We start from the raw sequence: 18,510 nt of genomic DNA, 5'->3' as shown, positions 1-18,510 counted from the left end.
GCGCTCGGAAGGATTCGAACCTTCGACCGCCTGGTTCGTAGCCAGGTACTCTATCCAGCTGAGCTACGAGCGCGCAATATGTTCAATAAGAACAGTGTTATACAACACTTCGCAAGAATGGCGGTGAGGGAGGGATTCGAACCCTCGATACGGCTACAAACCGTATACTCCCTTAGCAGGGGAGCGCCTTCAGCCTCTCGGCCACCTCACCGTCTTGCGGAGGCACATATTACGATTTACCAAAAATAAGTCAAACATTTTCTTGGTAAAATTAGGAAAAAACAGACTAAGCGTTGGCAAATTAACCAAACCACCATTTAATCGTAGCTTTCCTACACAAAATCCGACTTAGTGCCTCTATTAAGCGACGAATTTTGCGCAACAAAAAGGCCGGCATAACGCCAGCCCTCTCAGTTTGGATTAGTAGTTGCCAGAAGCAACGTTACCATTTCCTTTTTCCGCCTGAATGCGCATGTAAATTTCTTCACGATGCACTGAAACTTCTTTGGGAGCGTTAACACCAATGCGAACTTGGTTACCTTTAACACCTAGTACAGTAACAGTGACTTCATCACCAATCATCAACGTTTCGCCAACACGGCGAGTCAGAATCAGCATTCTTTGCTCCTTGAGTATTCTCTAATTATCTTGCTACGAAACTTATTATCCAACAAAAGTTATATTTTCGTAAACTATCTTATGAAAAGTATTTACCCCAAATGTACCTGTTTTTCTTCTCTCATAACGGATTCACTGGTGATAATGTAGTTATCATGCAGTACGTTAGCCGCTTTGTCGATAGCTCCCGGTTCCATTACTAACGTAATTGAGTGCTTATCCTCACAAAAGTGTAGAACAGATATGTCTGATAAGTTGAGAAGTTGTTGATATTGTGATGCTTGCGCCTTTGCATCGGCGCCAACAAGCGTCAACAACGCAACCTCTTGAGTCGCTACCACTTTCTCATCAATAACCAGTCGAAGCTTATCGCAACACTCTTGGCCCACTAACAATTGCTTGTAGGTGGAATCTGTCACCCAATGGCAATCATCAACCCCTAGCATTTGGCGCTGTTTATCAACGATATCAGCGTGCTCTGCCATCATACATAGAGCCATTATTTGTTTTCGTATTGCTAAGCCGCTAATTCCAGGCCTCGATTCCATGCCAGCTACTAAGGTCCCTTCGCCCGGTTCGAAACTCGACAACACACGAAGCGGCACTTGATGTTTCCATGCATAAGCAACACAAGGCAAATGTAAGACTTTCGCCCCTTTGTGTGCCATTTCATGCATGGTAGGAAAATCAATGGTATCAAGCCTTTCTGCTTTACTGACAATTCTTGGGTCGCAACTGTAAACGCCATCAACATCTGTGAATATCTGACACTCTTGAGCTTCAAGCGCTCCGGCTAACGCGACCGCCGTCGTATCAGAGCCACCTCGACCTAGAGTCGTAATGTCACCAATTTCATTCACGCCTTGAAAGCCCGCCACAATGACAATTTTGTCCTGAGCCAAATAGTCATCAATCACACTGGTATCAATACTACTAATCGTTGCGTTGTTGTGGTTGTTGTTAGTGGTAATTCTTGCCTGTCCGCCAGTAAGAGAAACCGCAGCGTGTCCAAGTTTACTTAACGTCATGGATAGCAATGCCATAGAAATTTGCTCACCGGCAGATAACAAGACATCCAGTTCACGAACATTGGGTACTTTGTCGATCTGTTTAGCCAGATCAACCAATCGATTGGTTTCTCCCGACATCGCAGATACGACAACAACAACTTGTTTGCCCGACGCTTTAGCTCGAATTACGTGCTCTGCAACATTATGAATGCGTTCTACAGAGCCAACAGAAGTTCCACCGAACTTTTGCACGATTAGTGGTCTTTTCACCAGTCTTCACCTTCCCAAGACAACTTTACGTTGTCGATTTTTGAAATTACGGCCAATTTAGCCGCTCCCTTATATTAAGCGACGTCCACACGCACACTTATTAAATCAGCTCTTCAGCAGAGTATTATGCAATTAGTACTTAAAATGCACCGAGACCAAAAGCAACAATGCCCAATCAACGTACATTGATTGGGCATTTTATGATGTCGATTAAAGAGTTATAGACGCTCTTCTAACCAGCTACGAATCGATTTTAACGCTTCAGGTAGCGCTTCAACATCAGAGCCCCCTGCTTGCGCCATATCAGGACGACCACCGCCCTTACCGCCAACTTGCTCGGCAACCATCTTAACAAGGTCGCCTGCTTTTACTTTGCCTGTAAGGTCTTTCGTCACACCTGCAATCAAACCAATTTTGCCATCTGCTACGTTCGCAATAAACGCAATACCGCTGCCCATTTGGTTTTTCGAATTGTCCATCATAGTACGAAGGTTCTTGCTATCAGCACCTTCTAGAGCTGCAACAAGAACTTGCGTACCCGCAATCTCTTCTACTTTGCCCATAATGTTGGCACTTTCAACCGCTGCAAGTTTATCTTTCAGTTGCTGAATCTCTTTTTCTAATGACTTAGCTTTACTTGCCGCATCAGTTAGTTTCTCTTCATATTGAGAAGCTTGAGCTTCGATAGCGTCTAGTGCCGCTTCACCAGTGACGGCTTCGATACGACGAATACCAGCAGCAATACCACCTTCCGATGTAATCTTGAACAGACCAATATCACCCGTATTGCTTGCGTGAATACCACCACAAAGCTCCGTTGAGAAGTCGCCCATAGATAGAACACGAACTTCATCATCGTACTTCTCACCAAACAGAGCCATCGCTCCCTTGGCTTTCGCTGATTCGATATCCATCACGTTAGTTTCAATAACGTGGTTAGTGCGAATCTGCGCGTTAACCAGACGTTCAACTTCTTTGATCTCTGCTTTCGTCATCGCTTCTAAGTGAGAGAAGTCGAAACGTAAGTTATCAGGCTTCACCAAAGAACCTTTCTGTGTAACGTGCTCACCAAGTACTTGGCGCAGTGCAGCATGCAACAAGTGAGTTGCAGAGTGATTCAATGAAATAGCAGCACGACGCTGTGCATCAACAATCGCATCGACTTCATCACCTTTTGCTAGAACACCTTCGACAAGCTCACCATGGTGTGCAATCGCGTTGCCCAGTTTTTGGGTATCTTCTACTTTGAATAGACCAGCCGCTGTTTTCAGTACACCTGCATCACCACACTGACCACCTGACTCTGCATAGAACGGCGTTTGTTCTAGCACCACAATTGCTTTGTCGCCCGCTGATAGCGCATCAACTTCTGCGCCTTCAACAAACATAGCAGCAACAGAACTTGAACCTTCTGTGCCTGTGTAACCGCAGAATTCAGTGTCGGTATCGACTTTAATCGCAGCATTGTAGTCCGTGCCAAACTGACCGGCTTCACGAGCACGCTGACGCTGTGCTTCCATCGCTTTCTCAAAGCCTTCTTCATCGATAGTAAACTCACGTTCACGAGCCACATCGTTAGTTAGATCTGCTGGGAAGCCGTAAGTGTCATAGAGCTTGAATACTGTCTCGCCATCAAGAACCTTTTCATCACCAAGGTTATCAAGAGCTTCTGTCAGGATTGTCATACCACGTTCAAGAGTACGCCCGAAATTCTCTTCCTCGATGCGAAGTACTTTTTCAACAACAGTTTGTTGCTTCTTAAGTTCTTCGCCCGCACTCCCCATAACAGAGGCAAGAGTACCAACAAGCTTGTGGAAGAATGCACCTTGCGCACCGAGCTTGTTACCGTGACGAACTGCACGGCGAATGATACGACGTAGTACGTAACCACGACCTTCGTTAGATGGCATCACACCGTCAACGATTAGGAATGAACATGAACGGATATGATCTGCAATTACGCGTAGAGATTGGTTTGATAAATCTTGGTAACCAATAACTTCAGCTGCAGCTTTGATCAATGTTTTGAACACATCGATTTCGTAGTTTGAGTGAACGCCTTGCATGATGGCAGAAATACGCTCAATACCCATACCAGTATCAACCGATGGTTTAGGTAGCGGTTCCATAGTACCGTCTGCATGACGGTTGAACTGCATAAATACGTTGTTCCAGATCTCGATGAATCGGTCACCATCTTCTTCAGGAGTACCAGGACGACCACCCCAGATGTGCTCACCGTGATCATAGAAAATTTCTGTACATGGACCACAAGGACCAGTATCACCCATTTGCCAGAAGTTGTCTGACTCGTATGGCTTGCCGCCTTTCTTGTCGCCAATGCGAACAATGCGATCCGCTGGCACGCCAATTTGCTTGTTCCAGATTTCAAACGCTTCATCGTCGGTTTCATAAACCGTTACAAGTAGGCGATCTTTTGGCAGTTTCAACGTTTCTGTTAAGAACTCCCAAGCAAAGCTGATAGCATCTTCTTTGAAGTAGTCACCAAAGCTGAAGTTACCCAGCATCTCAAAGAAAGTATGGTGACGAGCAGTGAAGCCAACGTTCTCAAGGTCGTTGTGCTTACCACCAGCGCGAACACAACGCTGGGCCGTAGTGGCACGAGTGTAGTTACGCTTTTCTAAGCCAAGGAAACAGTCTTTAAACTGGTTCATACCGGCGTTGGTGAAAAGCAGAGTTGGGTCATCGTGTGGAACCAACGATGAACTGTCTACGATTTGGTGCCCTTTGCTCTCAAAGAACTTAAGGAACGCGTTGCGAACCTCGTCTGTGCTCATGTACATGCAGCTCTTCCTGAAATAATTCGAGTTAGATTTTGGGGAAGTATTGTAACCCCATGAGTAAGGATTCGCCTAGTATTCTGGTAAAAAAGGCAGGAAACTGGAAGAAATTAGAGATTAATCGCGTTAGGACAAGTGGTTGCAGGTGAACTAAGGATTCTCAAGAGCATTTAGTGCATAGTTAATCTGTTCAAATGTGTAACCTCGATACTGCAAAAAGCGCACTTGTTTGGCGTATTCTTTCGGATCTTTTGATTTTCCGAGTCGAAACTTTTTCTCCGCCGTTGTTTTAGCCAACTCAAACCAGTCCACTTGCTCCTCTAACATCGCTTCATCAACGACAGAATCTGAGACGCGCTTTTGGTTTAATTCTTGGCGAATTCTACGCTCACCATGACCCTTGTATACATGCTGACGAATTTGGCTCTTGGCAAAACGCAAGTCATCCAAATAGCGACAATCACGACAAAAATCTAACGCCGCTTCTACTTCAGATTCTTCGTAGCCTTTAAAAGCAAGTTTTTGATAAAGCTCATACTCACCATGATCTCGACGACTCAACAATTGAATCGCGGCTTCTTTCGCTGACAATGATGGTGGTTTTCGTTGAAACATAGTCACTCGACGAACAAAGTACAGATACAACAAAGCCCTGCTCTGCAGGGCTTATCTCAATGAGGTTGTTAACGCTTACAACTCTTCAGCTGGCGCTTCACCTTGCTCTGGAGCTTCTTCCAGTGCTGGTGTTAGTAGCATTTCACGAAGCTTCGCATCAATCGTTTGTGCCGCTTCTGGGTTTTCGCGAAGGAATTTACATGCGTTCGCTTTACCTTGACCAATCTTATCGCCGTTGTAGCTGTACCATGCACCCGCTTTTTCAACAAGCTTGTGCTTAACGCCTAGGTCAATAAGCTCGCCATAACGGTTGAAACCTTGGCCGTATAGAATTTGAGTCTCAGCTTGTTTAAATGGTGCTGCAATCTTGTTCTTAACAACTTTGATTCGAGTTTCGTTACCAACAACCTCGTCACCTTCTTTGATAGAACCAGTACGACGAATATCAAGACGAACAGACGCGTAGAACTTAAGTGCGTTACCACCTGTTGTCGTTTCTGGGTTACCAAACATCACACCAATCTTCATACGGATTTGGTTGATGAAGATACACATACAGTTAGACTGCTTAAGGTTACCAGTTAGCTTACGCATCGCTTGAGAAAGCATACGCGCTTGAAGACCCATGTGGCTATCGCCCATTTCACCTTCAATCTCTGCTTTTGGCGTTAGAGCCGCAACAGAGTCGACTACCATCACGTCAATAGCACCAGAGCGTGCTAGTGCATCACAGATTTCTAGAGCTTGCTCACCTGTATCTGGTTGAGAGACAAGTAACGAATCAATATCAACACCAAGCTTCTTCGCGTAGATTGGGTCTAGGGCATGTTCTGCATCGATAAACGCACATGTTTTACCTTGCTTCTGTGCCGCGGCAATACACTCTAGCGTTAACGTTGTTTTACCTGATGATTCAGGACCGTAGATTTCTACGATACGACCCATCGGAAGACCACCAGCACCTAGAGCGATATCTAGAGAAAGTGAACCTGTTGAAATGGTTTCAACGTCCATGGTGCGGTTATCACCAAGGCGCATAATCGAGCCTTTACCAAATTGCTTTTCAATCTGACCTAATGCAGCGGCTAACGCCTTTTGTTTATTCTCGTCCATTACTTTCTCCACAACTATCCTTTACGGATATAGGCTCTACGCAAGTTACTTGCTTTGGCAGTTTTCTAATTAGTGAGCGATGCATAAAAGCATCGCGATATGGTTTTATTATACTGTTGATTCATACAGTGTCTATACCTGTATGAAAATTTTTCCGACACAAACAGCAAATCGTTGATGCCGCGAGTGTTATTTTGTTAACAGTAAGGCTCGTCTTCCAATACGTAACGATACAATATCAATAGCGCATGCATTACAGCTTGCTGACGTACTGCGGCTCGGTCACCTTCAAACAAACAGGTTTCAACCTTGAGCCAACCTTGTTGTGAAGCCCACGCAAAGCAAACGGTTCCTACCGGTTTGTCTTCACTCCCCCCTCCAGGACCAGCAATTCCACTAATGGCAACGCTAAGCGTCCCTTTAGAATGCTGCAGCGCACCCTGTGCCATTTCAACAACAACAGCTTCACTCACCGCTCCATTCTGTCCAAGGGTTTCAGTTGCGACGCCAAGCATATCGATTTTTGCGTCGTTGCTGTAAGTAACAAATGCTCGATCAAACCACGCAGAGCTACCAGCAATATCAGTGATTGCCGTCGCCACACCGCCACCAGTACAAGACTCCGCGGTCACAAGGATATGATCTTTCTGTTCGAGTAACGCGCCTAGGTTGAAACTTAACTCTTCAATAGTGTTCATCTAGCAAACTCCTAAACAACTCAATGTTTGACAACGACCCCAAGCCATAGAGCCACTTTTTTATATTCCCTTTTCGCTCACGTCGGTTTCACGTATCCTAAGCAGCAATTGAAACAAGCAGCTAAAGATGTGACAGTGAAAGCGGAACAAAAACATACGCCAATGATGCAGCAATATCTGAAACTCAAAGCCGAGAATCCAGATATCCTGCTTTTCTACCGAATGGGTGATTTTTACGAGCTCTTTTATGACGACGCGAAACGTGCGTCTCAACTGCTCGATATTTCTCTAACCAAACGGGGCGCATCCGCGGGCGAGCCTATTCCAATGGCCGGTGTCCCTTTCCATGCCGTGGAAGGCTACTTAGCAAAACTGGTTCAACTGGGCGAATCTGTCGCTATCTGCGAGCAAGTTGGCGATCCTGCTACCAGTAAAGGTCCAGTAGAGCGTCGCGTGGTTCGAATTGTCACGCCAGGAACCGTTTCAGATGAAGCCTTACTATCGGAACGATTGGATAACCTAATTGCCGCAATCTACCACCAAAACGGTAAATTTGGCTATGCCACGCTAGATATTACCTCAGGTCGCTTTCAACTTTGTGAACCTAGTACCGAAGAAGCGATGTTGGCAGAGCTGCAACGCACGGCACCTAAAGAGTTGTTATTCCCTGAGGATTTTGAACCCGTTGAACTGATGGCTAACCGCAATGGTAATCGCCGTCGTCCAATCTGGGAGTTTGAGATTGATACAGCAAGGCAACAACTGAATCAGCAATTTGGTACCAAAGATCTTATTGGGTTTGGGGTCGAGAAATGCGAACTCGGACTCTGCGCTGCAGGTTGTTTAATTCAGTATGTTAAAGATACTCAGCGCACGGCTCTACCACACATCCGTTCATTGACGCTAGTGAGCCAAGACCAATCTGTAGTACTTGATGCGGCCACACGTCGCAACCTTGAGCTAACTCAGAATTTGTCGGGCGGACAAGACAACACGTTAGCCGAAGTCTTGGATCACACCGCCACAGCAATGGGTAGCCGAATGCTGAAGCGCTGGATCCATCAACCGATGCGCTGTATTAAGACTTTGAACTATCGCCTTGATGCTATCTCAGAACTCAAACAAGATGCGTTGTATACCGAGCTTTCGCCTACGTTGAAACAAATTGGTGATATCGAGCGTATCTTGGCACGTTTGGCACTTCGCTCTGCAAGGCCACGAGATATGGCTCGATTACGCAGTGCTCTGAACCTCTTGCCCGAGCTGGCACTAAGTCTTGAAACCGTTGCTCACCCATACTTGCAGCAACTGGCTCAATACTCCGCACCTATGGACAGCTTGGCAGAACTGCTTGAGCGCGCTATCAAAGAAAACCCACCCGTAGTAATTCGCGATGGTGGCGTCATTGCTGATGGCTACAATGCCGAATTGGACGAGTGGCGTGATTTAGCTAATGGTGCGACAGCTTACCTTGAGAAACTGGAGCATAATGAACGAGATCGCCACGGTATCGACACCCTGAAGGTTGGTTACAACAATGTACACGGCTTCTACATTCAAGTCAGTCGCGGTCAAAGTCACCTAGTACCACCGCACTATGTGCGCCGCCAAACCTTGAAGAATGCCGAACGCTATATTATTCCAGAGTTAAAAGAGCATGAAGATAAAGTGCTTAACTCTAAGTCTAAAGCGTTGGCAATTGAGAAGAAGCTATGGGAAGAGCTGTTTGATTTGTTGCTGCCACAGTTGGAGCAACTGCAAAATCTAGCTTCAGCCCTATCGCAATTAGACGTTTTGCAAAACCTAGCTGAGCGTGCTGAAAGTCTCGATTATTGTCGCCCAGCCCTCAGTGAAAATGCCGGTATTCTGATTCAAGGTGGCCGCCACCCTGTCGTTGAACAGGTGATGGATGAGCCATTCATTGCCAACCCTATCTCGCTCAACCCAGAGCGAAAAATGTTAATCATTACCGGTCCGAATATGGGTGGTAAGTCGACCTATATGCGCCAAACGGCACTGATTGCACTGATGGCTCACATTGGCTCTTATGTCCCTGCAGAGTCCGCTGAAATCGGTTCACTGGATCGCATCTTTACGCGTATTGGGGCATCCGATGATCTTGCCTCTGGTCGTTCTACGTTCATGGTCGAGATGACCGAAACGGCAAACATCTTACACAATGCGACAGAAAACAGCTTGGTGTTAATGGATGAAATCGGCCGTGGTACCAGCACCTATGACGGTCTATCGCTAGCGTGGGCAAGTGCTGAATGGCTAGCGACCAAAGTTGGCGCTATGACCTTGTTTGCGACCCACTATTTTGAACTGACAGAAATGCCAAACCAGCTACCACATCTCGCTAACGTTCACCTTGATGCGGTAGAGCATGGTGACTCCATCGCCTTTATGCACGCGGTTCAAGAGGGAGCGGCGAGTAAATCCTACGGCCTTGCTGTCGCCGGATTGGCTGGTGTACCAAAAGCGGTCATAAAGAATGCGAGACAAAAACTCACTCAGTTGGAACAATTAGGTCAAAAGCCAACGACCAACGATTCTCCACAAGTCGACATTGCCAATCAGTTGAGTTTGATTCCAGAGCCAAGCGAAGTGGAAGAAGCTCTGGCACAAATCGACCCTGACGATCTAACACCGAGACAGGCATTGGAAGAGCTTTATCGTCTGAAACGTTTGTTATAGAAGTAACGACTTGCTCTCTTGTTGAGAATTTTAGCAAGAGAGCAAACTTGATTATGCACTCATAATTGTCATAACTAGCAATGTTGAATGCCAGATAACAAATAAGACTATATCGCTACATAGCTACATGAGTCACGCAAAGTGATTGACTCAACGCCACATCAAATTCCTGCACTTGCCCATCTAAATTTACTATCAGACTGTACAAGTCATCTGGATTAGGCTGACTCGGATCAGCATATTTAGGTGCTTCAACCTGAAACAGAGCCGATGCATGATGTGCTCGAACATCAATAGGCAAATGTAATGTCATACCGTTAAATCTGACTGACGCTGATACTAAACCTGCACGGTAGGTACGATAATGAAGGTCGACTTTAAACTCACAGCCACCACCATGGTGCCAGATCTGTTCCGTTGCTACATGCTCTAACCTAACATGTGGAATAAATTGCAAATAAGGCATTTGCCATACACCGATACGTGTCTCGGTTGCAGGTTTGGTAACAGATAAAGAACACTGCGGCGCTTCATCAAGATCAATCAACAAATCTTCTTCATCATACTCTAAGAACAAGATTTCAATGCGATTGGGTCCCTGTTGTAAATGGGCTCTTACTTCGCGACGATACGTCGCTTCACTGCCATCACAATCCAACACTGCACGACCATTAATACGAATTTCTGCATAATGCTCAACACCACCGATCACCAAATCGACCGCCGGATTCTGCAACTCTTCTTCCGTTAACTCAAAGTCATGCATGAGGTGCCATTCTTGGTTGGCAATCATTTCTTCGGTAAGCTCTGAAGGTAAGACCTGACTTAAAGCGCCTGGGAAAGAGAGATCATCTTGAGGTATAGAGAGATCAGTAAGTGGAGACAGCTGCCATAGGCCAGCCAAATTCTTTTTCATGGTGTGAATTGACCTAGATCATATTTAGCGCAGTATAATCAAATCCGTTATCGAAAGATAGTTGAACCCGCCAGATAGCAAAAAGGCCAGCTAAGCTGGCCTTTCAACAACAATTAAGGCTTACTCTTCGTCGCCTTCATCTTCATCGGTATAAAGAGCATCTTCGCCCTCGTAGTATGTACCCCAACCATCATAGATGATGTCGTACTTCTCAGCTAAGTTCACTAGCTTTTCAACTTGTGCGTCAATCTGCTCTGCATTCAGAGTCGATTCCATTGTCGCGTCGCAGCATAACAGTTTGTTACCGTCTTCGTCTTCGGTCTCTTCCGCTTCTAGCACTTCGAAGCCCATTTTGAACGCTTCAACAACCGCCTTCTCTAGACGATCGAAATCTTCAGCAAACAGGTGGTGTTCGATCTCATACAATGCCTCTGGATCACTTCCATCTTCAATTAAGGCCTGAATGATATCGCGAGTTTCTTCCTTTTGAATTTCGATCAAATCTTCAACGGACATATACTCATCTTGTTGAGACATAAAGTGCTCCAGCTATAAATAGGTTATCGGCATGAATAATACGAGAAGTCAGCTGAAATCGAAAGATCAATCCGAGATCTTTCCTGACTATTTTTCAGTTATCGAACTCAAACCGAGCAAGATCGAGATCACAGAAACATAATTTTAACATTTCATTACTTACCTCTGATTTCAGCATAAACTTAGACAAAAGCCATAGCTAATCAGCAACAATCGCCCAGAAAGGTTATGAGGCAATTTTGCATATCAAACACTCTATTCTTAAGTTTGACCTGGTTTTGCTTTAGTCACAATACCCAGTATTTTCTGCAAATTTGCGTTTTTTTATGCAAATATCACTCATGAATATTGTATTAAAACTGCTCAAGAGGCCTGCATACTCAAGCAAGAATTCACAGAAACTAGCACAACTCTCTCATAAAAACTTTATCTGCATTTCTCTACTTAAATCCACAATATCACTGCAATTTTAAGCTTTCGCAGTAACAAACACTGACATTTTGACTTGCATCTTGATAACAAGCTTGTCATAAATAGCGCAATCAAAACTGAAAGGAATCACAATGAGTAAGTTGTACGTTGGGTCGGAAGTAGGCCAGTTACGCCGTGTATTGTTAAACCGTCCAGAACGCGCCCTAACCCACCTCACGCCATCAAACTGCCATGAACTACTGTTTGATGATGTACTGGCTGTAGAAGCCGCTGGTGAAGAGCATGACGCTTTTGCCAATACATTACGCAGCCAAGATGTGGAAGTACTGCTGCTTCACGATTTATTAGTAGAGACTCTTGCCGTCCCTGAAGCGAAGGAATGGCTTCTCGAAACGCAGATTTCTGATTTCCGTTATGGTCCTATCTTCGCTAACGAACTTCGTAACTATCTGACAGAAATGGACGACGAGCACTTAGCAACTATTTTGTTGGGCGGCCTCGCATACTCTGAGCTACCAATAAAAACCCCTTCTATATTACAAAAGATGAGTAAACCGCTTGATTTTGTCATTGAGCCACTGCCAAACCACCTTTTCACCCGTGATACCTCTTGCTGGGTCTATGGTGGCGTATCGTTGAACCCAATGATGAAGCCCGCTCGTCAACGCGAGACAAATCATCTAAGAGCTATTTATCGCTGGCATCCAACCTTCGCAGGTCAAGACTTCATTAAATATTTCGGCGATGAAGATCTTCATTATGATAACGCCAACATCGAGGGCGGTGACGTTCTTGTTATTGGTAAAGGTGCCGTATTAATTGGTATCTCTGAGCGCACCACCCCACAGGGCGTGGAAAACTTGGCGGCGAATCTATTTAAATCCGGACAAGCGTCTCAGGTCATTGCCATTGACCTTCCGAAACATCGCTCTTGCATGCATCTTGATACCGTTATGACTCATATGGACGTGGATACCTTCTCAGTTTACCCAGAGATCATCAACGACAAACTGGATACTTGGCGTCTAACCGCCGACAGCAAAGGCCAAATGCAAGTTGAAAAATTACCTAACTATCTTAAAGCCCTAGAAAGTGCGCTTAACGTTGATCAATTGAAGATCATCACAACGGGTGGTGATAACTACGAAGCAGAGCGTGAGCAATGGAACGATGCTAACAATGTGCTCACCGTCAAACCCGGTGTCGTTATCGGCTACGAGAGAAATGTGTATACTAATGAAAAGTATGACAAAGCGGGCATTCAGGTCCTAACCATCCCAGGTAATGAGCTAGGACGTGGTAGGGGCGGAGCCCGTTGTATGAGCTGTCCAATCGAACGAGATGGCATTTAAACATAATTATTTATCAAAAGCCCCTATTAGGGGCTTTTTTTGCATTAAATTAAAATACTTATTCACAATAAAGGAATTTTTATGTATAAATAAACCAAGAAACTAAATAAAAGGGTACGAATCATGGCTTACAACTTACGAAATAGGAATTTTCTCAAGCTTCTCGACTATTCACCAAAAGAGATTCAGTTTCTTCTCGACCTGTCTAAAGATCTTAAAGCCGCTAAATATGCCGGCACAGAGCAAAAAAAACTGGTAGGGAAAAACATCGCACTGATCTTCGAAAAAGCCTCGACTCGTACCCGATGTGCTTTTGAAGTTGCCGCTTTTGATCAAGGTGCTCAAGTCTCTTACATCGGCCCTTCCGGATCCCAAATAGGCCATAAGGAATCGATGAAAGACACGGCTCGTGTACTAGGTCGTATGTACGATGGCATTGAGTATCGTGGTTTTGGACAAGATATCGTTGAAGAGCTAGGTACTCACGCTGGCGTACCTGTTTGGAACGGTTTAACCAATGAATTCCACCCAACGCAAATTCTCGCTGACTTTTTAACCATGCTAGAGCACGGCAAAGGCAAGTTATTACACCAAATTAAATTTGCCTACTTAGGGGATGCTCGCAACAACATGGGGAACTCTCTAATGGTCGGTGCCGCAAAAATGGGAATGGATATTCGTTTGGTTGCGCCAAAAGCTTTTTGGCCAGAGCAAAGCCTCGTTGATGAATGTCAGACCATCGCATTATCAACAGGTGCTTCGATTACTCTCACCGAGGACGTACAACAAGGTGTAGCCGATTGTGACTTCTTGTATACGGACGTTTGGGTCTCTATGGGCGAGTCAGCCTCGGCGTGGGAAGAGCGTATTGCCTTAATGAAACCGTATCAGGTAAACATGGATACGATTAAAGCTACCAATAACAAAGATGTGAAATTTATGCACTGCTTACCTGCATTTCATGATGACCAAACCACAATAGGTAAAGAAATCGCCGAAAAATATGGCTTGAATGGTCTCGAAGTCACAAATGATGTATTCGAGTCGGATTACTCCATCGTGTTCGATGAAGCCGAAAACCGAATGCACACCATCAAAGCCGTCATGGTCGCCACATTAGGCAGCTAGTCAAATTCACTTGCAGTTTAACGATAAACCTTTGATGTAATCGCTTGCGCTCACGATTTTTAGGCGTATAATTCTCCGCAATTTGTCTGGGGAACAATCAATGGCGCAAGCGAGTTTTACAACATATCACGCTCTCGATAAGCTTTTTGCTTATCACGCACCGTTATTATTTCCTGTTGATTACTAAACCTCCCATTATGGGGGGTTTTTTTATGCCTGCATTCCTAGCTGTGATTGAGCGTACGCCTTTCGCACTTGGAATATCCATCTGGTCTGGTTTTAACTATAGGGAAGATAAACATGGCGAATACGCTCTTTCAAAAGCACATTATCTCAATTCCAGAGTTGTCACGTGATGAGCTAGAACTCATTGTACAGACAGCCGGTCAACTAAAATCAAACCCTCAACCTGAACTCATCAAAAACAAGGTTGTTGCTAGCTGTTTCTTTGAACCTTCAACACGTACGCGTCTGTCATTTGAAACCGCCATTCAACGTATCGGCGGAGACGTGATTGGTTTCGATAGCGGTGGTAATACCTCGCTTGCTAAAAAAGGTGAAACACTGGCAGATTCAGTTCAGGTTATTTCATCTTATGTTGATGCGTTTGTCATGCGTCACCCACAAGAAGGTGCGGCACGTCTGGCTTCTGAATTCTCAAACGGTGTGCCAGTTATCAACGCAGGTGATGGCGCCAACCAACATCCAACACAAACACTACTAGACCTATACAGCATCTACGAAACCCAGGGTCGTTTAGATGATATTAACGTTGCCTTTGTTGGTGATTTGAAATACGGCCGCACGGTACACTCGTTAACGCAAGCCCTAGCGAAATTCAATAACGTTCGCTTTTTCTTTATCGCTCCCGATGCACTTGCGATGCCTGACTATATCTGTGAAGAGCTTGAAGAAGCTGGCATCCAATTTAGCCTGCATACCGACATGGAAAGTGTCGTATCTGAACTGGATGTTCTATATATGACGCGAGTACAGAAAGAGCGTTTTGATGAGTCTGAGTACGCACACATTAAATCGGCTTATATTCTCTCTGCTGATACATTGAAAGGCGCACGCGATAACCTAAAAGTGCTCCATCCGTTGCCACGAGTTGACGAGATTACTGTCGACGTAGATAAAACGCCTTATGCGTATTATTTCCAACAAGCTGAAAACGGTGTGTACGCCCGTGAAGCTCTACTCGCTCTAGTTCTAAACGAAACGCTTTAAGGAGGATTGATCATGTCTAAAGAAACCCAGTTGCAAGTAGAAGCAATTAAAAACGGCACGGTTATCGACCATATCCCAGCAAACATTGGCATCAAAGTTCTCAAACTGTTCGCTATGGATCAATCCAAACAGCGTGTCACGATTGGTCTAAACCTTCCTTCTTCAGCATTAGGTTGTAAGGATCTATTAAAGATAGAGAACGTGTTTATCACTGAAGAACAAGCGAACAAGCTGGCACTCTATGCACCACATGCTACCGTCAACCAAATTGAAAACTATGAAGTGTGTAAAAAGCTGGCGTTAAAACTGCCAGAAACAATCACGGGAGTATTCGAGTGCCCTAATAGCAACTGCATTACTCACAATGAACCCGTAGACAGTAGCTTCAAGGTGTTCGAGAAACATCAAGACATTCGTCTCAAATGCAAATACTGCGAAAAAGTCTATTCGCGTGAGATCGTTACTGAAAGCTAAGAATGACACGATTATTAAACAAGCCTACACATTGTAGGCTTGATTTTTATTGAGCCTAGAGGCAGTCTAGACTCTCTTTGAATTCACAGAACAATGGATAAAACGATGACAAAAGTACTTCATACAGAATCTGCACCAGCAGCAATCGGTCCTTACGTACAAGGTGTCGACCTTGGTAACATGGTACTGACTTCAGGTCAGATCCCAGTAAATCCGCAAACGGGTGAAGTGTCAGAAGATATCGCTGAGCAAGCACGTCAGTCTCTAGACAACGTAAAAGCGGTTGTTGAAGCATCTGGCCTAACGGTTTCAGACATCGTAAAAATGACGGTTTTCGTTAAAGATCTCAACGACTTTGGTACAGTAAACGAAGTGTATGGTAAGTTCTTTGACGAGCACCAAGTGGCTAACTACCCTGCGCGTTCTTGTGTTGAAGTTGCTCGTCTTCCTAAAGATGTGAAGATTGAAATCGAAGCTATCGCAGTACGTAAGTAAGTTCTGCTATGTATTAAAAAAGGGTTGTCATTGACAACCCTTTTTAGTGTTATTTTTTGCTGTTTAACTCAGCAACTTCAGCATCAAGCTGCTCTAGCTTCTCTGCCATCTGCTCTCGGCATACATTCGCCAGTTTTCTCACATCTTCTTTGCCGTAGCCTTCGATCGAGATAGGTGGCAGCATCTCAACGATGATATGACCATTATCCCACTTATTAAGCTTTAGATGGCTCGTACTGCTACACACAATAGGAATGATTGGTGTCTTTGCCCCAATCGCTGCATGAAAAGCACCCGTTTTAAATGGCAATAAGCCGCGTCCGCGAGAGCGTGTACCTTCCGGAAACATCCAAACTGAAAGGTTACTTTTCTTCATGCTATCAACAACTTGGTCAATCGTACCTTTCGCTTTACTGCGGTTAGCACGATCAATCAGAATATTACCTGTTAAATAATAAAGCTGACCAAAGAATGGCATCCATAGCAGGCTCTTTTTACCAACAGTTACCACATTAGGTGTAACGGCAGAAGATACCGTAAACAAATCCCAGTTGTTCTGGTGATTAGCGATATAGATGTGTTGACCGCGTTTGTAGGCATCTTCAGGTAAACGAAGATCGAGTTTAATACCAAAGATCTTCGACATAGCGCCAAAATAACGCCCAAACGTAAACACGTGTTTAGGATTTCTCGGACTAAGTAAACAGTAACCACATCCAAATACGAACATAATTACCGCAAATATCGCCACTGCAATGCAGCGTAGGAAAGCAACCATTTTGGTCTCCGCTAATGGCTTCAAAAAAAAGCCGAAACCTTAAGATTTCGGCTATTTATAATCTATCGTTATTATTCAGCAGAACCCGCGATACGTGTGATGTTAGCACCTAGTGCAGACAGCTTATCTTCAATACGCTCATAACCACGATCGATATGATAAATACGGTCTACAATTGTCTCACCATGCGCAATACAACCAGCGATAACCAAGCTTGCCGAAGCTCGCAGGTCAGTCGCCATCACTTGTGCACCACTCAATGATTCAACATCACCACAAATCACAGTGTTGCCTTCAATTTCTGCTTTTGCGCCCATACGCATTAGCTCAGGAACGTGCATAAAACGATTTTCAAAAATCGTTTCAGTAATCACACCGCCACCTTTTGCCATCATATTAAGCAAAGTAAACTGAGCTTGCATATCTGTAGGGAAGCCTGGGTGTGGAGCAGTACGAATTGAAACCGCTTTAAGCTCTCTGTCGGTCATATCCAGTGAGATCCAGTCATCGCCAGTCTCGATCTTAGCTCCAGCTTCTTCTAGCTTAGCCAATGCCGCCTCTAATAGATGAGCATGAGTATTGCGACAAACAATCTTACCGCCTGATACCGCCGCCGCTACTAGGAAAGTGCCTGTTTCAATGCGATCTGGAACAACAGAGTGCTTGCCACCACCAAGACGTTCTACACCTTCGATAGTGATAGTATCAGTACCTGCTCCAGTGATTTTTGCACCTAGCTTGTTCAAGAAATCAGCAGTATCGACGATTTCAGGTTCACGAGCAGCATTATCAAGTACGGTAGTACCTTCAGCCAATGTTGCAGCGCACATTATCGTGATAGTCGCACCAACACTCACTTTGTCCATCACAATGTGAGCACCTTTCAATCGACCTTCCACTTCCGCTTTCACATAACCATCTTCTAGTGTGATGGTGGCACCGAGCTGCTCAAGACCATGAATATGTAAATCTACCGGACGCGCACCAATGGCACAGCCACCAGGAAGTGAAACTTGTCCTTTGCCAAAACGAGCAACCAGTGGACCTAATGCCCAAATCGATGCACGCATGGTTTTCACCAAGTCATAAGGTGCACACAACTCGTTAATCTCGCTACCATCAACATGAACAGAACCATTGCGATGCACTTTGGCACCTAAACGGCTAAGTAGTTTCATTGTCGTATCAATGTCACGAAGATGTGGTACGTTGGCCACTTCTACAGGCTCTTCAGCCAGAATAGAAGCGAATAGAATAGGTAGTGCTGCATTTTTAGCACCTGAGATCGACACTTCGCCAGATAACGGCTGATCCGATCCAATAACTCGAAACTTATCCATTAATAA

General features: G+C 44.8%; 16 protein-coding genes and 2 tRNA genes. 6 read left to right on the top strand and 12 right to left on the bottom strand.

What is annotated here, in order from left to right; genetic code table 11:
- The 8 genes from MMA19_RS24665 to pncC form a co-directional block, all read right to left on the bottom strand.
- A tRNA-Arg gene (locus tag MMA19_RS24665) sits at positions 1 to 73 on the bottom strand.
- Positions 74 to 118: 45 nt separating this feature from the next.
- Positions 119 to 211: transfer RNA gene (locus tag MMA19_RS24660), tRNA-Ser, on the bottom strand.
- A 209-nt stretch (positions 212 to 420) separates the two neighbouring features.
- Positions 421 to 618 carry a carbon storage regulator CsrA gene (csrA, locus tag MMA19_RS24655; RefSeq protein ID WP_004415691.1) on the bottom strand — a complete coding sequence of 66 codons (198 nt, stop codon included), beginning with the start codon at positions 616 to 618 and terminating at the stop codon, positions 421 to 423.
- Between the two features lie 92 nt (positions 619 to 710).
- A complete protein-coding gene (locus tag MMA19_RS24650; protein WP_062462237.1) occupies positions 711 to 1,898 on the bottom strand; it encodes an aspartate kinase in 1,188 nt (395 codons plus the stop codon).
- Positions 1,899 to 2,116: 218 nt separating this feature from the next.
- Complete coding sequence (alaS, locus tag MMA19_RS24645) at positions 2,117 to 4,702, bottom strand: alanine--tRNA ligase (protein ID WP_240207536.1); 2,586 nt, start codon at positions 4,700 to 4,702, stop codon at positions 2,117 to 2,119.
- Between the two features lie 147 nt (positions 4,703 to 4,849).
- A complete protein-coding gene (recX, locus tag MMA19_RS24640) occupies positions 4,850 to 5,314 on the bottom strand; it encodes a recombination regulator RecX (protein WP_038228916.1) in 465 nt (154 codons plus the stop codon).
- Between the two features lie 75 nt (positions 5,315 to 5,389).
- Complete coding sequence (recA, locus tag MMA19_RS24635) at positions 5,390 to 6,427, bottom strand: recombinase RecA (RefSeq protein WP_006073329.1); 1,038 nt, start codon at positions 6,425 to 6,427, stop codon at positions 5,390 to 5,392.
- Positions 6,428 to 6,624: 197 nt separating this feature from the next.
- Positions 6,625 to 7,125 carry a nicotinamide-nucleotide amidase gene (gene pncC, locus MMA19_RS24630; RefSeq protein WP_240207534.1) on the bottom strand — a complete coding sequence of 167 codons (501 nt, stop codon included), beginning with the start codon at positions 7,123 to 7,125 and terminating at the stop codon, positions 6,625 to 6,627.
- Between the two features lie 135 nt (positions 7,126 to 7,260).
- Between pncC and mutS the strand changes: the two genes are divergently transcribed.
- On the top strand, positions 7,261 to 9,822 hold the full coding sequence (mutS, locus tag MMA19_RS24625) for a DNA mismatch repair protein MutS (protein WP_240207532.1): 2,562 nt from the start codon (positions 7,261 to 7,263) through the stop codon (positions 9,820 to 9,822).
- A gap of 115 nt (positions 9,823 to 9,937) precedes the next feature.
- Here mutS and MMA19_RS24620 read toward each other — a convergent pair whose 3' ends face one another.
- Positions 9,938 to 10,738: a hypothetical protein gene (locus MMA19_RS24620; RefSeq protein WP_240207531.1), complete on the bottom strand. Its 801-nt coding sequence runs from the start codon at positions 10,736 to 10,738 to the stop codon at positions 9,938 to 9,940.
- 120 nt (positions 10,739 to 10,858) lie between these two features.
- The gene (gene rraB, locus MMA19_RS24615; protein WP_038228909.1) at positions 10,859 to 11,275 is read right to left on the bottom strand and encodes a ribonuclease E inhibitor RraB; all 417 of its coding nucleotides are present in this window, start codon (positions 11,273 to 11,275) and stop codon (positions 10,859 to 10,861) included.
- Between the two features lie 563 nt (positions 11,276 to 11,838).
- Here rraB and arcA point away from each other — a divergent pair.
- From arcA to MMA19_RS24590, 5 genes are all read left to right on the top strand, one after another.
- The gene (gene arcA, locus MMA19_RS24610; RefSeq protein WP_006073318.1) at positions 11,839 to 13,059 is read left to right on the top strand and encodes an arginine deiminase; all 1,221 of its coding nucleotides are present in this window, start codon (positions 11,839 to 11,841) and stop codon (positions 13,057 to 13,059) included.
- 123 nt (positions 13,060 to 13,182) lie between these two features.
- Positions 13,183 to 14,187 (top strand): ornithine carbamoyltransferase, encoded by a 1,005-nt coding sequence (gene argF / locus MMA19_RS24605; RefSeq protein WP_240207529.1) that lies wholly within the window; start codon positions 13,183 to 13,185, stop codon positions 14,185 to 14,187.
- A 300-nt stretch (positions 14,188 to 14,487) separates the two neighbouring features.
- Positions 14,488 to 15,417 (top strand): aspartate carbamoyltransferase, encoded by a 930-nt coding sequence (gene pyrB / locus MMA19_RS24600; RefSeq protein ID WP_006073315.1) that lies wholly within the window; start codon positions 14,488 to 14,490, stop codon positions 15,415 to 15,417.
- A 12-nt stretch (positions 15,418 to 15,429) separates the two neighbouring features.
- Complete coding sequence (pyrI, locus tag MMA19_RS24595; protein WP_006073314.1) at positions 15,430 to 15,891, top strand: aspartate carbamoyltransferase regulatory subunit; 462 nt, start codon at positions 15,430 to 15,432, stop codon at positions 15,889 to 15,891.
- Positions 15,892 to 15,996: 105 nt separating this feature from the next.
- Entirely contained in the window at positions 15,997 to 16,386 is a 390-nt protein-coding gene (locus MMA19_RS24590; protein WP_038228906.1) for a RidA family protein, read from the top strand.
- Between the two features lie 49 nt (positions 16,387 to 16,435).
- On the opposite strand, the gene MMA19_RS24585 is transcribed toward MMA19_RS24590, so the two are convergent.
- Both MMA19_RS24585 and murA read right to left on the bottom strand, forming a co-directional pair.
- Positions 16,436 to 17,164 (bottom strand): 1-acylglycerol-3-phosphate O-acyltransferase, encoded by a 729-nt coding sequence (locus tag MMA19_RS24585; RefSeq protein WP_006073311.1) that lies wholly within the window; start codon positions 17,162 to 17,164, stop codon positions 16,436 to 16,438.
- A 71-nt stretch (positions 17,165 to 17,235) separates the two neighbouring features.
- Positions 17,236 to 18,504, bottom strand: coding sequence for a UDP-N-acetylglucosamine 1-carboxyvinyltransferase (gene murA, locus MMA19_RS24580; RefSeq protein WP_062462255.1), 1,269 nt, complete (start codon positions 18,502 to 18,504; stop codon positions 17,236 to 17,238).
- Between the last annotated feature and the right edge of the window lie 6 nt (positions 18,505 to 18,510).

This window comes from Vibrio sp. CyArs1 (assembly GCF_022432925.1).
Lineage (GTDB): Bacteria > Pseudomonadota > Gammaproteobacteria > Enterobacterales > Vibrionaceae > Vibrio > Vibrio mediterranei.
Note: the sequence above shows the minus strand (reverse complement) of the source record. Positions and strands in the feature narration are given on the sequence as shown.